11 protein-coding genes are annotated in these 13,041 nt (G+C 56.7%); 7 read left to right on the forward strand and 4 right to left on the reverse strand.

The features are described 5' to 3' along the window. Nucleotide 1: 1 nt before the first annotated feature. The gene (gene modC, locus FDW98_RS18090; RefSeq protein ID WP_096757795.1) at nt 2-1,060 is read left to right on the forward strand and encodes a molybdenum ABC transporter ATP-binding protein ModC; all 1,059 of its coding nucleotides are present in this window, start codon (nt 2-4) and stop codon (nt 1,058-1,060) included. Here the strand turns inward: modC and FDW98_RS18095 are convergent, their stop codons facing one another. Continuing rightward, a complete protein-coding gene (locus FDW98_RS18095) occupies nt 1,061-1,879 on the reverse strand; it encodes a pyridoxal phosphatase (RefSeq protein ID WP_096757794.1) in 819 nt (272 codons plus the stop codon). It lies immediately after the preceding gene. A 166-nt stretch (nt 1,880-2,045) separates the two neighbouring features. Between FDW98_RS18095 and pgl the strand changes: the two genes are divergently transcribed. Then, on the forward strand, nt 2,046-3,041 hold the full coding sequence (gene pgl / locus FDW98_RS18100; protein ID WP_096757793.1) for a 6-phosphogluconolactonase: 996 nt from the start codon (nt 2,046-2,048) through the stop codon (nt 3,039-3,041). Between the two features lie 200 nt (nt 3,042-3,241). Here the strand turns inward: pgl and FDW98_RS18105 are convergent, their stop codons facing one another. Then, nucleotides 3,242-4,525 (reverse strand): putative acyl-CoA thioester hydrolase, encoded by a 1,284-nt coding sequence (locus tag FDW98_RS18105; RefSeq protein WP_096759446.1) that lies wholly within the window; start codon nt 4,523-4,525, stop codon nt 3,242-3,244. Between the two features lie 223 nt (nt 4,526-4,748). On the opposite strand from FDW98_RS18105, the gene hutI reads away from it, so the two are divergent. The 5 genes from hutI (at nt 4,749) to hutH (ending at nt 11,120) form a co-directional block, all read left to right on the forward strand. Beyond that, nucleotides 4,749-5,972: an imidazolonepropionase gene (gene hutI / locus FDW98_RS18110; protein ID WP_096757792.1), complete on the forward strand. Its 1,224-nt coding sequence runs from the start codon at nt 4,749-4,751 to the stop codon at nt 5,970-5,972. After that, nucleotides 5,969-6,910, forward strand: coding sequence for a formimidoylglutamase (hutG, locus tag FDW98_RS18115; protein ID WP_096757791.1), 942 nt, complete (start codon nt 5,969-5,971; stop codon nt 6,908-6,910). The genes hutI and hutG overlap by 4 nt, the downstream gene beginning before the upstream one ends. Nucleotides 6,911-6,975: 65 nt before the next feature. Beyond that, nucleotides 6,976-7,701, forward strand: a complete 726-nt coding sequence (locus FDW98_RS18120) for a histidine utilization repressor (RefSeq protein WP_096757790.1) — start codon at nt 6,976-6,978, stop codon at nt 7,699-7,701. A gap of 211 nt (nt 7,702-7,912) precedes the next feature. Further along, nucleotides 7,913-9,598, forward strand: coding sequence for a urocanate hydratase (hutU, locus tag FDW98_RS18125; RefSeq protein WP_096757789.1), 1,686 nt, complete (start codon nt 7,913-7,915; stop codon nt 9,596-9,598). A gap of 1 nt (nt 9,599) precedes the next feature. Beyond that, nucleotides 9,600-11,120 carry a histidine ammonia-lyase gene (gene hutH / locus FDW98_RS18130; RefSeq protein WP_096757788.1) on the forward strand — a complete coding sequence of 507 codons (1,521 nt, stop codon included), beginning with the start codon at nt 9,600-9,602 and terminating at the stop codon, nt 11,118-11,120. 92 nt (nt 11,121-11,212) lie between these two features. On the opposite strand, the gene FDW98_RS18135 is transcribed toward hutH, so the two are convergent. Both FDW98_RS18135 and bioA read right to left on the reverse strand, forming a co-directional pair. Then, nucleotides 11,213-11,689 (reverse strand): kinase inhibitor, encoded by a 477-nt coding sequence (locus FDW98_RS18135; RefSeq protein ID WP_096757787.1) that lies wholly within the window; start codon nt 11,687-11,689, stop codon nt 11,213-11,215. A 57-nt stretch (nt 11,690-11,746) separates the two neighbouring features. Beyond that, nucleotides 11,747-13,036, reverse strand: coding sequence for an adenosylmethionine--8-amino-7-oxononanoate transaminase (gene bioA, locus FDW98_RS18140; RefSeq protein ID WP_096757786.1), 1,290 nt, complete (start codon nt 13,034-13,036; stop codon nt 11,747-11,749). Nucleotides 13,037-13,041 lie beyond the last annotated feature (5 nt).

Here is a 13,041-nt window from a genome sequence, read left to right on the forward strand (position 1 = left end):
CATGCTGGAACTGAATTTCACCCAGACGTTAGGCTCGCACTGTCTGACGCTCGACGAAACGTTACCCGCCACTGGCATTACCGCGATTTTTGGCGTGTCCGGGGCGGGCAAAACCTCGCTGATTAACGCCATTAGCGGACTGACGAAGCCGCAGTCCGGGCGCATTGTGCTCAACGGTCGGGTGTTGAACGATGTAGAAAATGGCATCTGTTTAACCCCTGAAAAACGCCGGGTCGGCTACGTTTTTCAGGATGCGCGCCTGTTCCCGCATTATAAAGTGCGCGGTAACCTGCGCTACGGCATGGCGAAAAGCATGGCCGGGCAGTTTGATAAGCTGGTGATGTTGTTAGGGATTGAACCGCTACTCGAGCGCCTGCCTGGTAGCCTTTCCGGCGGTGAAAAACAGCGCGTGGCCATTGGTCGGGCGCTGCTGACCGCGCCTGAGTTGCTGCTGCTTGACGAGCCGCTGGCGTCACTGGATATTCCGCGTAAGCGTGAACTGCTGCCCTACCTGCAACGCCTGGCGCGCGAAATCAACATCCCGATGCTGTATGTCAGCCATTCGCTGGATGAGATTTTGCATCTGGCCGATAAAGTGATGGTGCTGGAGAACGGCCAGGTAAAAGCGTTTGGCTCGCTGGAGGATGTCTGGGGCAGCAGCGTGATGCACCCCTGGCTACCGAAAGAACAGCAAAGCAGCATCCTCAAAGTCAGCGTGCTGGAACATCATCCGCATTATTCAATGACCGCGCTGGCGCTGGGCGATCAGCATCTGTGGGTTAATAAACTGGAGCAGCCGCTGCAAACCGCGCTGCGTATTCGTATTCAGGCCTCGGATGTATCACTGGTATTACAACCGCCGCAGCAGACCAGTATTCGCAACGTGTTGCGCGCCAAGGTCGCGCAGTGCTATGACGACAACGGGCAGGTGGAAGTGCAGCTTGAGGTCGGCGGTAAAACGCTGTGGGCGAGGATCAGCCCGTGGGCCAGGGATGAACTGGGCATCAAACCTGGCCTGTGGCTGTACGCGCAAATTAAGAGCGTGTCGATAACCGCCTGATTACAGCAGGTGAGAATAAATAAATTTGGCGATGCTGTCGGTGGTGTTGTCACCAATCACGATATTGGCGCGAGCCTTGACCGCGTCATCTGCGTTACCCATTGCCACGCCGGTGCCTGCGGCTTCCAGCATGCTGATATCATTAAAGTTGTCGCCAAAGGCGATGACATTCTCCATTGACCCGCCCTGCGCTTCAATCCACTGGGCAAGGCGTCGTCCTTTGCTGTTGCCTTTGCGGGCCACGTCGACCTGATCGTGCCATGACCATTCGCACTCCAGCCCCAGCTGTTGCTCAACGTGCTTGCCAAACTGCTGCAGCTTAGGAATATCTTCGTCGGTCAGGGCAAATTTCCAGACAGCGTTAACGTCCTGTGCGGCCTGCGCCAGTGAGGGGACCTGGGTAAAGGTGGGACGCTGCTCCGGCGGCAGGGTTTGCGCCCAGTTTGCGGTACGTACCACATGCCCGGTCGGGCGCTCATACAGCATGGCATCGTCTACATACATCAGACCGTGGATCTGATGTGCCTCCAGCAGATCGATCAGCTGCAACGCCTGATCCACGGGAAGGGGATCGGATTGCAGAACCTTTTTTGCCTGATAATCATACAAGTAAGTGCCATTACAGCAAATTGCAGGTGTATCCAGCGCCAGTGCCTGATAAAAAGGATGAATAGCAACGTGATGGCGACCCGTGACAATGATAAGTTGGTAGCCGGCTTCTCTGGCGCATGATAGCGCTTCGAGAGAAGAGGGCAGTAAGGTTTTTTTCGGGGTCAGCAACGTACCGTCTAAATCCAGGGCAATCACGCGAGTGGTCATCAGTTATTCCAGATTAAGGTTGAGAATTGTGTCTTTTGGCATGGTACACCGAGTCGGCAACCGGACAAAATTCTGAGTCTTAATTAAGCATCCACCGTTAAAAGCGTCTACCTTAGGCGTGTGTCAGGCAGTTGCAGCCACTTGCCAAAAAGTAAAAGGAGCATTCATGAAGCAAACCGTTTATACCGCCAGCCCTGAAAGTCAGCAAATCCACGTCTGGAGCCTGAATCACGACGGTTCACTGACGCTGACGCAGGTGGTTGATGTACCGGGTCAGGTGCAGCCGATGGTCGTCAGCCCGGATAAGCGCTATCTGTATGTTGGCGTGCGTCCTGAGTTTCGCGTGCTGGCCTACCGTATTGCGCCGGATGACGGTGCGCTGACCTTTGCCGCAGAATCTGCGCTGCCGGGCAGCCCGACGCATATTTCGACCGATCATCAAGGTCGTTTTGTGTTTGTCGGATCGTACAACGCAGGCAGCGTGAGCGTGACGCGTCTGGAGGATGGCCTACCGGTTGAGCTGGTGGACGTAGTGGAAGGTATGGACGGGTGCCACTCGGCCAATATCTCTCCGGATAACCGCACGCTGTGGGTTCCCGCACTGAAGCAGGATCGTATCTGCCTGTTTGGCCTCAGCGATGATGGCAAGCTGGTCGCGCAGGATCCGGCGGAGGTGACGACCGTAGAGGGTGCGGGACCGCGTCATATGGCGTTCCATCCGAATCATCAGTACGCCTATTGCGTCAATGAGCTGAACAGTTCGGTTGATGTCTGGGAACTGAACGATCCGCACGGCAAAATTGAGTGCGTACAAACGCTGGATATGATGCCAGCTGATTTCTCCGACACCCGCTGGGCGGCAGATATTCATATCACGCCTGACGGTCGTCATCTGTATGCCTGTGACCGTACCGCCAGCCTGATTACGGTGTTTAGCGTGTCAGAAGACGGCAGCGTGCTGACCAAAGAGGGCTTCCAGCCTACCGAAACCCAGCCGCGTGGCTTTAATATCGACCACCGCGGAAAATACCTGATTGCCGCCGGGCAGAAATCGCACCATATTGCGGTGTATGACATTGCCGGTGAGCAGGGGCTGCTGACCGAGAAAGGTCGTTATGCAGTCGGACAAGGCCCGATGTGGGTTGTGATCAACGCGTACTAACCACTGTGACGCCCGCTTGCGGGCGTCATTATCTGAACGTGATTCCTGTTTTTGCTGTTCCTGCCTATTCGGGTGGAACATCCCAGGAATCTGTAGAGGATAAACCGGTTGTTGGGTTACCGGCCCAAGTGCCAGGCTGTACTGGTGCAATAATAAGGTAGAGATGTTCAGGGATGGCGGTCAGCCATCCCTTTTTGCAATTACTGCTTCGGCTCGGCAAGCACTTTGCTACCCACACCGCGGTTGTTGTATTCCCACATGCGGTTGAAGTTGGTGTCGTTCAGGTTGCGCTGAATTTCACCTTTGTCATCTTCCGCACCGGTGTTACCGGCAAACGGGCGTTTTGAGATAACGCTGTCAGCCCACGGTTTTGCCATGTTAAAGCCTTCGTTGATCACGCTGTCGCGGATCACCACCTGACCATTGGTGTTAGAATCAACATCCAGCGAGCGGCCTAACTGCGCCACACCATCACCGGCAGCCGTAAAGCGGCTGTTGACGGCAAGGAAACCGTAATAAATGTTCGACAGCGTGGCAGGTGCGAACACGTAGGCTTCCTGCTGGGTGCGAGAATTGACGACGCGGAAATCGGTGTTTTCGAATACCACCGCGCCGCGACCAGAAACAATATCCACATCGCCTTCAATGTAGCTGTTTGTCACCAGCGTACGCGGCTGACGATCGTTTTCCAGACGGTTTTGTACACCGCTGTTGGTTACGAAGAAGGTGTTCTGACGACCCAGAATGTTGACGTTGTTGATCTGTACTTTATCGCCATCGGTACGCAGAGCAACGGCCGGATGGTTACCTGCATCCACGCTGTCGCCGAGGTTGTTTTCGATGGTCAGGTTCTGTAACTGCAGACCGTTGTTTTGTGACCAGACGACCGCAGAACACAGTACGCCAATGTTGGTACCGCGCTTGCTCTGGCAATTATCAAACATATACCACGCAGGTTTACCCGGCATATATTTGCCGCTCGGGTTGACCGTACGACGCCAGTCAGCGGTGCTCATTTCCCCGTCAATGGCCTGGCCAATTTTCACATCAAGCGGTTTTTCGCCCATGCCGTACAGCGTCAGGCTGCCCGTTGCTGCAGGGATATAAACCGTGCCCTGATATTCACCCGGCATGATCGCAATATATTGACGCTTGTTGGTGCGTTTAATGATTGCTGCATCCACCGCCGCCTGAATGGTGGTGTGGGTGACGCCCTGAGTCCCTGCCGGGCCGACAACAAAATCAGGCTGTGCGGGCAGAGAAATCGCAGAAGGGGACCACGGCGCGGTGTTTGGCGTCAGTGCCGAAAAATAATGAGCCGCGACAAAATTGCTGGCTTCATTTGCCGACAGAATCGGGCGCGAGGAGGTGCCTGGCGCGGTCTGGTCGGAAGGAATTTGATCGGGCGAGGTTGCGCTACAGGCGGTCAGCGTCACGCCAAAAGCCATTACCAGCGCCAGACGGGAAACTGATGAAATGTTCACAGGTTGCTCCGGGCTTTGAAATTTATCCATTGAAGCCTGCTTTTTTATACTAAGTTGAGCGAAACGGAAAGGCGAAAAGGTAAAAAGTTGTTTTTTATAGCAGCAATGTCGGATGCAGAACGTCCTGATATCACAATTAAATAACAATTATCGCCCTTCAGGTTGACAACATCCGCAGGATCTCAATAAATGTCTATACAACCTATGACAAGTGGTGAGTGGAATGCAGCAATTTTTCCCTGATGATGCCATCTGGCGTAATGTCCGCCTGGCGACCATGGATCCTGAACGTAATACCCCGTATGGGCTGGTGGACGGTCACGCGCTGATTATTCGACAGGGCAAGATTCGCGCCATCGTGCCTGAATCCTTGTTATACCGCACACATGACAATACCTTTGATATGCAGGGTCGGCTGGTTACGCCAGGTTTGATTGATTGCCACACGCATCTGGTTTTTGGCGGAAATCGTGCAGGCGAGTGGGAGCAGCGGCTGAATGGTGTGTCTTACCAGCAAATCAGCGCCCAGGGTGGGGGCATAAACGCCACCGTGTCGGCGACCCGCCGCGCATCTGACGATCAGCTCCTTGCCGTGGCGCGCGCGCGCATGGAACGGCTGATAAAAGAAGGCGTCACGTTGCTGGAAGTGAAATCAGGCTATGGTCTGGATTTGGCGACAGAAGAGAAAATTTTGCGCGTGGTCTCTGCGCTGGCGGCGGAAAATACCCTTGAAATCAGCCCCACGCTGCTGGCCGCGCACGCGACACCGGCGGAATACCGTGACGATCCTGACGGCTATATTACGCTGGTGTGCGAGACCATTTTGCCGCAGCTGTGGGAACAGGGACTGTTTGAGACTGTCGACCTGTTTTGTGAAAGCGTTGGGTTTAGCCTGGCGCAAAGTGAACGGGTATTTAAGGCAGCTCAGGCGTTGGGCATTCCGGTTAAGGGCCACGTGGAACAGCTGTCGTTGCTTGGCGGCGCGCAGCTGGTTAGCCGCTATCACGGATTATCGGCCGATCATATTGAATACCTCGATGAGGCAGGTGTGGCGGCGATGAGTCGCAGCGGCACGGTGGGTGTTCTGCTGCCCGGTGCCTTTTATTTTCTTAAAGAGAAACAGCGCCCGCCGGTGGAGTGGCTACGTCAATATAACGTGCCTATGGCGGTGGCGACGGATTTCAACCCTGGTACCAGTCCGTTTATCAGTTTGCACTGGGCGATGAACATGGCCTGCGTGCAGTTTGGCTTAACGCCGGAAGAAGCGTGGGCGGGCGTCACGCGTCATGCGGCGCAAGCCCTTGGTCGTCAGGCGACCCATGGGCAATTGAAGGCCGGGTTCGTGGCGGACTTTGTGGTGTGGGATGCCCACCTTCCGGTTGAGATCCTGTATGAACCTGGCCGCAACCCGCTGTATCAACGCGTATTCCGAGGACAACCATCATGAGTCACTGGCATCCCGCATCTCCCGCGCTTTGGCAAGGTCGCGACGATCGCGCTGAGTCACCCAACGCGCTGCGCCTGTTTCAGACCATCACGCTTAGTGCGGCGTTTAGCCCGGAAAACTATCGTGAACAGATAGCGCTGCTGGGATTCGCCTGCGATGAAGGCGTAAAGCGTAATCAGGGACGCACGGGGGCGGCTGGCGCACCTGATGCACTGCGTAAAGCGCTGGCGAATTTAGCCAGCCACCAAGGCCATGACCGGCTGGTGGATCTGGGCAACATTGTGGCGCAAGCCCCCGATCTCGAAGGGGCGCAGCAGGCGTTACGCCATGCGGTACAGCGTTGTCAGCAGGCTGAGATGCGCACTTTTGTGCTGGGGGGCGGGCACGAAACCGCCTTTGCCCACGGTGCAGGTGTGCTGGATGCGTTCCCACGCTTAACCGTGGGCATCGTCAATCTCGATGCCCACCTCGACTTACGCCATGCCGATCGGGCCACCTCCGGTACGCCGTTTCGCCAGTTGGCGCAGCTTTGCGACGTGCAGCAGCGTGAATTTCATTACGCCTGCTTTGGTGTTAACCGGGCGGCTAACACCCAGGCGCTGTGGGATGAAGCGCAGCGGCTTGGGGTTACAGTGGTGGAGGATCTGCACTGTCAAAACGCGCAGTCGCAGATGGCGCAGTTTATTTCCAGCGTAGACGTCATCTATCTGACCATCGACCTCGACGTTCTACCGGTCTGGGAAATGCCCGCTGTGTCCGCGCCCGCCGCGCTGGGCGTGCCGTTGTCGACGCTGCTGAGGCTGATTGAGCCCCTGTGCCGCTGCGGTAAGCTGCAGGCGGTAGACATGGTTGAATTTAATCCCCGTTTTGACGATGATGGCAACGCGGCGCGCGTTGCGGCGCGTCTTGGCTGGCAAATCGCACACTGGTGGCACTGACGTGTCGAATCGCGTTACGCCGCCATTTTACCACTCTCATTTTTCAGCGTAAGGAAGGCTAACGCATGCTCCCATCCCACTCCCGTTCTGCCCCGGCACCTTTTTACGAAAAGGTAAAACAGGAGATCAGTGAAAAGATTGCCAGCGGTATCTGGCAACCTCACGATCGCATCCCGTCGGAAGCGGAGTTGGTCGCGCAGTATGGTTTTAGCCGTATGACCATTAATCGGGCGCTGCGTGAGCTTACTGACGAGGGGCTGCTGGTGCGTTTGCAGGGCGTCGGTACGTTTGTCGCCGAGCCGAAAGGTCAGTCCGCGTTGTTTGAAATTCGCAGCATTGCCGATGAAATTATCGCCCGCCAGCATCAGCATCGGTGCGAGGTGCTGAAGCTGGAAAGCACACGCGCGAACGCGCAGCAGGCCACGGCGCTGAACGTTAAAGAAGGTACCTTTATTTATCACTCGATCATGGTGCACTTTGAAAACTCCCTACCTGTACAAATTGAAGATCGCTGCGTCAATGCGGAGATTGTGCCGGAGTATCTGACACAGGACTACAGTCAGACCACGCCGCACGCCTATCTGTCGCTGATCGCCCCGTTGACCGAAGGCGAGCATATTGTCGAAGCGGTTCGCGCCAGCGCGGAAGAGTGCGCGCTGCTGAACATTAAAGAACACGATCCCTGCCTGCTGATTCGCCGCAAGACCTGGTCTGCGTCATCCATTGTCTCTCATGCTCGTTTGCTTTTTCCGGGTTCCCGCTATCGTCTGCAAGGGCGCTTCATGTCCTGAAAATCGTGATTGCTGCCGCAGTATGACGAAAATGTAGATTAGTTGTTAACTATAACCTTGCGTTTGATTGTATAGACAAGTATATACTTTTAACCAATGTGACCGTTCATCGTAGGCCTGATTAGACGCGTTAGCGTCGCCATCAGGCGCTGTGCCGGATGGCGGCGTATACGCCTGATCCGGCCTACATTCAGCCTGAGGAGTTTCCTTCATGTCTCACAGCAAGTATCGTCAGCAGGATATTCGTGCCCCACGCGGCACCACCTTAACGGCCAAAAGCTGGCTGACCGAAGCGCCGCTGCGCATGTTAATGAACAATCTCGATCCTGATGTGGCGGAAAATCCCCATGAGCTGGTGGTGTACGGTGGGATCGGTCGCGCCGCGCGTGACTGGGAATGCTATGACGCCATCGTCAAGGCGCTGACCAAACTGGAGGCCGATGAAACGCTGCTGGTCCAGTCGGGTAAACCGGTCGGCGTCTTCAAAACCCACGACAATGCGCCGCGCGTGCTGATTGCCAACTCCAACCTGGTCCCGCACTGGGCGACCTGGGAACACTTCAACGAACTGGATGCGAAAGGGCTGGCGATGTACGGCCAGATGACCGCCGGGAGCTGGATTTATATCGGCAGTCAGGGCATTGTGCAGGGGACGTATGAAACCTTCGTTGAAGCCGGACGTCAACATTATCAGGGTAGCCTGAGCGGACGCTGGGTACTGACCGCTGGTCTTGGCGGTATGGGCGGGGCGCAGCCGTTAGCCGCGACGCTGGCGGGCGCGTGTTCGCTGAACATTGAATGTCAGCAAAGCCGTATCGATTTCCGTCTGCGTACCCGCTATGTGGATGAGCAGGCCACAACGCTGGATGACGCGCTGGCGCGTATCGACAAATACACCCGTGAGGGTAAAGCCGTTTCTATTGCGCTGTGCGCGAACGCTGCCGACGTTGTTCCGGAACTGGTGAAGCGTGGTGTGCGTCCGGATATGGTCACCGATCAGACCAGCGCTCATGACCCGCTACACGGTTATCTGCCGTCCGGCTGGAGCTGGGAAGAGTACCAGGCAAAAGCGGTATCCGATCCGCAGGGTACGGTGCAGGCGGCGAAACGTTCCATGGCCACACACGTACAGGCAATGCTGGACTTTAGCAAAATGGGTGTGCCGACGTTTGATTACGGTAATAACATTCGCCAGATGGCCAAAGAGATGGGCGTGGAAAATGCCTTTGATTTCCCAGGCTTTGTTCCCGCCTATATTCGACCACTGTTCTGTCGCGGCATTGGCCCCTTCCGCTGGGTGGCGCTTTCCGGCGATCCGCAGGATATTTATAAGACCGATGCCAAAGTAAAAGAAATTGTTGCCGACGATAAACACCTGCACCACTGGCTGGATATGGCGCGTGAGCGGATTAACTTCCAGGGCTTGCCGGCCCGTATCTGCTGGGTTGGTCTGGAGTGGCGGCAAAAACTGGGGCTAGCGTTTAACGAAATGGTGCGCAGCGGTGAAGTCTCCGCGCCTATCGTCATTGGACGTGACCATCTGGACTCTGGCTCTGTTGCCAGCCCAAACCGTGAAACCGAAGCCATGCGCGACGGTTCTGACGCCGTGTCCGACTGGCCGCTGCTTAACGCGCTGCTCAATACCGCCAGCGGGGCGACCTGGGTGTCGCTGCACCACGGCGGCGGGGTCGGCATGGGCTTCTCGCAACATGCGGGGATGGTGATTGTGTGTGACGGCACCGATGAAGCCGCCGCGCGTATTGCTCGGGTTCTGCATAACGATCCGGCCACGGGCGTCATGCGTCACGCCGACGCCGGGTATGACATCGCGGTGGAATGTGCCGTTGAACAAGGATTGAATTTACCGATGATTGCCGGGACGCAGGGGAAAGACTGAAATGACTAAGCTTACGTTAACACCAGGTCATCTGAGTTTTACGCAGCTACGGGAGATCTGGCAGCAGCCGGTACAACTGAGTCTGGACCCCAGCGCGGTTGATGCCATCAACGCCAGCGTGGCCTGCGTGAATAATATTGTTGCCGAAGGGCGAACGGCCTACGGCATCAATACGGGATTTGGCCTGCTGGCCCAGACCCGTATCGCCACGGAAGATCTGCAAAATCTTCAGCGCTCGCTGGTGCTTTCACATGCTGCTGGCGTTGGCAACGCGCTGGATGATGCCATGGTGCGTCTGATCATGGTGCTGAAAATCAACAGCCTGGCGCGTGGTTTCTCCGGTATTCGCCTGAGCGTGATTGAAGCGTTAATTGCGCTGGTGAACGCCGAAGTTTATCCGCTGATCCCAGCGAAAGGTTCTGTCGGCGCATCGGGCGATCTGGCCCCGCTGGCGCACATGTCGCTGACTTTGTTAGGTGAGGGGAAAGCACGCTGGCAGGGGGAATGGCTCCCGGCGACGCAGGCACTGAAAAAAGCCGGACTGGAGCCGATTACGCTGGAGGCGAAAGAGGGGCTGGCGCTGCTGAACGGGACTCAGGCGTCCACCGCCTTTGCTCTGCGTGGATTGATTGAAGCCCAGGAGCTGTTTGCTTCAGCGACGGTGTGCGGCGCGCTGACGACCGAAGCGGTGCTGGGCTCACGTCGTCCGTTTGACCCTCGCATTCATGCCGCGCGTGGACAGCGTGGGCAGATTGACGCCGCTATGTTGTATCGTCATGTGCTGACCGACGCCAGTGCGCTGTCGCAATCCCATCATAACTGTGAAAAAGTGCAGGATCCGTATTCCCTGCGCTGTCAGCCGCAGGTGATGGGCGCGTGCCTGACGCAAATGCGCCAGGTGATGGACGTACTGTTAGTTGAAGCCAACGCGGTGTCGGACAACCCGCTGGTGTTTGCCGAAGAAGGGGATGTGATTTCCGGCGGTAACTTCCATGCCGAGCCGGTGGCGATGGCGGCGGATAATCTGGCGCTGGCGATCGCGGAAATTGGTGCGCTATCAGAGCGGCGTATTGCGCTGATGATGGATAAACACATGTCGCAGTTGCCGCCATTCCTGGTCAAAAATGGTGGGGTTAACTCTGGTTTTATGATTGCGCAGGTCACTGCCGCCGCACTGGCCAGTGAAAACAAAGCGCTGGCGCACCCGCACAGCGTAGACAGCCTGCCCACGTCGGCCAACCAGGAAGATCATGTTTCCATGGCACCTGCGGCTGGTCGCCGACTGTGGGAGATGGCGGCAAATACGCGCGGTGTGATAGCCGTGGAGTGGCTGGCGGCCTGTCAGGGAATCGATTTACGTGAAGGACTGACCTCAAGCCCGCTGCTGGAACAGGCGCGTCAGGCCTTGCGCGAACAGGTTTCACATTATACCCAGGACCGTTTTTTCGCTCCGGATATCGAGTGTGCGACCGAGCTGTTAGCGCAAGGAACGCTGTTGAAATTGTTGCCTGAATTTCTGTAGCAAATTGCCTGATGGCGACGCTGATGCGTCTTATCAGGCCTACGGTCTGCCTGGTAGGCCGGATGAGGCGAAGCCGACATCCGGCACTACGCTTAACTGAACATCGCGGTAATTGACGCGCTGGCGAGCGAATGGAAATGGACGTTAAATCCGACCATCGCGCCGCTGGCGCCCTCATCGACATCAAGACGCTCCACATCCAGCGCGTGAACAGTAAAGATATAGCGATGCGTTTCCCCTTTTGGCGGTGCCGCGCCGCCGTAGCCAGCTTTACCAAAGTCCGTGCGCGTTTGCAGCACGCCTTCCGGCAACGCAACCAGCCCGGAGCCGTACCCTTGCGGCAGAACCCGGGTATCTGCAGGCAGGTTAACCACCACCCAGTGCCACCAGCCGGAGCCGGTTGGTGCATCAGGATCGTAACAGGTCACGACAAAACTTTTGGTCCCGGCGGGCACATCGTCCCACGCCAGATGCGGGGAAATATTGTCCCCGTCATACCCCATGCCGTTTAAAATGTGGCGATGCGGGAGTTTGTCCCCGTCGCGCAGATCGTTACTGATAAGTTTCATGCCGACTCCTCTCGTTAGCCAAAAAGTGTAGCCAGAAAACGCACAGTTTACCGCCGATTAATCGCTAAAAAATGTTGCATTGCGCACGGCGTCGTTCACCGCCTGGGTCAGGCGACGCAGTTGTTCGGGCTGGATAATATACGGCGGCATCAGGTAGATAAGCTTGCCAAACGGTCTGACCCATACGCCCTGATCGACAAAGAACTTCTGCAACGCCGCCATCTTCACCGGGTGGGTGGTTTCTATCACGCCGATGGCACCGAGAACGCGCACGTCGGCGACATACGCCGAATCCGCCGCCGGTGCCAGTTCACGGCGCAGTTGCGCTTCGATTGCCGCCACCTGTGAGCGCCACTCGCCCGACTCCAGCAGAGACAAACTGGCGGAGGCGACGGCGCAGGCCAGCGGATTGCCCATAAACGTCGGACCGTGCATAAAGCAGCCCGCTTCGCCGTTACTGATGGTTTCCGCCACCTGGCGAGTGGTCAGGGTGGCAGAAAGGGTCATCGTCCCGCCGGTTAACGCTTTGCCGAGACATAAAATATCCGGCGTAATGTCGGCGTGTTCACAGGCAAACAGCTTACCGGTACGGCCAAAGCCGGTGGCGATTTCGTCGGCAATCAGCAGAATACCTTCGCGATCGCACATCTTACGGATGCGCTTCAACCATTCGGGGTGGTACATGCGCATGCCGCCGGCGCCCTGCACAATTGGCTCCAGGATCACCGCCGCAATCTCGTGGCGATGGGCCGCCATCAGACGGGCAAAGGGCACCATATCCAGCTCATCCCATTCGCCGCCCATCCGGCTTTGCGGAGCTGGGGCGAACAGATTTTCCGGCAAATACCCTTTCCACAGACTGTGCATGGAGTTGTCAGGGCAGCAGACCGACATTGCCCCGAAGGTATCGCCGTGATACCCATTACGAAACGTCAGGAAACGCTGGCGAGATTCGCCTTTTGCCTGCCAGTACTGCAGCGCCATTTTCATCGCTACTTCCACGGCAACGGAGCCTGAGTCCGCGAGAAAAACGCATTCCAGTGGTTCTGGCGTCATGGCAACCAGCTGGCGGCACAGTGCAATGGCTGGAGCATGGGTAATACCGCCAAACATCACGTGTGACATGGCGTCGATTTGCGTTTTCATCGCGGCGTTCAGCTGCGGGTGATTGTAACCGTGGATCGCCGCCCACCAGGACGACATCCCGTCAATCAGTCTCTCGCCGCTGGCTAAAATCAGTTCACAACCTTCAGCGCGCGCTACCGGATACACCGGCAGCGGGGAGGTCATCGAGGTGTAAGGGTGCCAGATATGGCGTTGGTCAAAGGCAAGATCGTCCGTTGTCATAATCG

Source organism: Citrobacter sp. wls711 (genome assembly GCF_005281055.1).
Classification (GTDB): domain Bacteria; phylum Pseudomonadota; class Gammaproteobacteria; order Enterobacterales; family Enterobacteriaceae; genus Citrobacter; species Citrobacter gillenii.

Bases quoted from the DNA above. Each gene is read 5' to 3' on its own strand.
- modC (WP_096757795.1), top strand. From the start codon at position 2: ATGCTGGAACTGAATTTCACCCAGACGTTAGGCTCGCACTGTCTGACG.
- FDW98_RS18095 (WP_096757794.1), bottom strand. From the start codon at position 1,879: ATGACCACTCGCGTGATTGCCCTGGATTTAGACGGTACGTTGCTGACC.
- pgl (WP_096757793.1), top strand. From the start codon at position 2,046: ATGAAGCAAACCGTTTATACCGCCAGCCCTGAAAGTCAGCAAATCCAC.
- hutI (WP_096757792.1), top strand. From the start codon at position 4,749: ATGCAGCAATTTTTCCCTGATGATGCCATCTGGCGTAATGTCCGCCTG.
- hutG (WP_096757791.1), top strand. From the start codon at position 5,969: ATGAGTCACTGGCATCCCGCATCTCCCGCGCTTTGGCAAGGTCGCGAC.
- FDW98_RS18120 (WP_096757790.1), top strand. From the start codon at position 6,976: ATGCTCCCATCCCACTCCCGTTCTGCCCCGGCACCTTTTTACGAAAAG.
- hutU (WP_096757789.1), top strand. From the start codon at position 7,913: ATGTCTCACAGCAAGTATCGTCAGCAGGATATTCGTGCCCCACGCGGC.
- hutH (WP_096757788.1), top strand. From the start codon at position 9,600: ATGACTAAGCTTACGTTAACACCAGGTCATCTGAGTTTTACGCAGCTA.
- FDW98_RS18135 (WP_096757787.1), bottom strand. From the start codon at position 11,689: ATGAAACTTATCAGTAACGATCTGCGCGACGGGGACAAACTCCCGCAT.
- bioA (WP_096757786.1), bottom strand. From the start codon at position 13,036: ATGACAACGGACGATCTTGCCTTTGACCAACGCCATATCTGGCACCCT.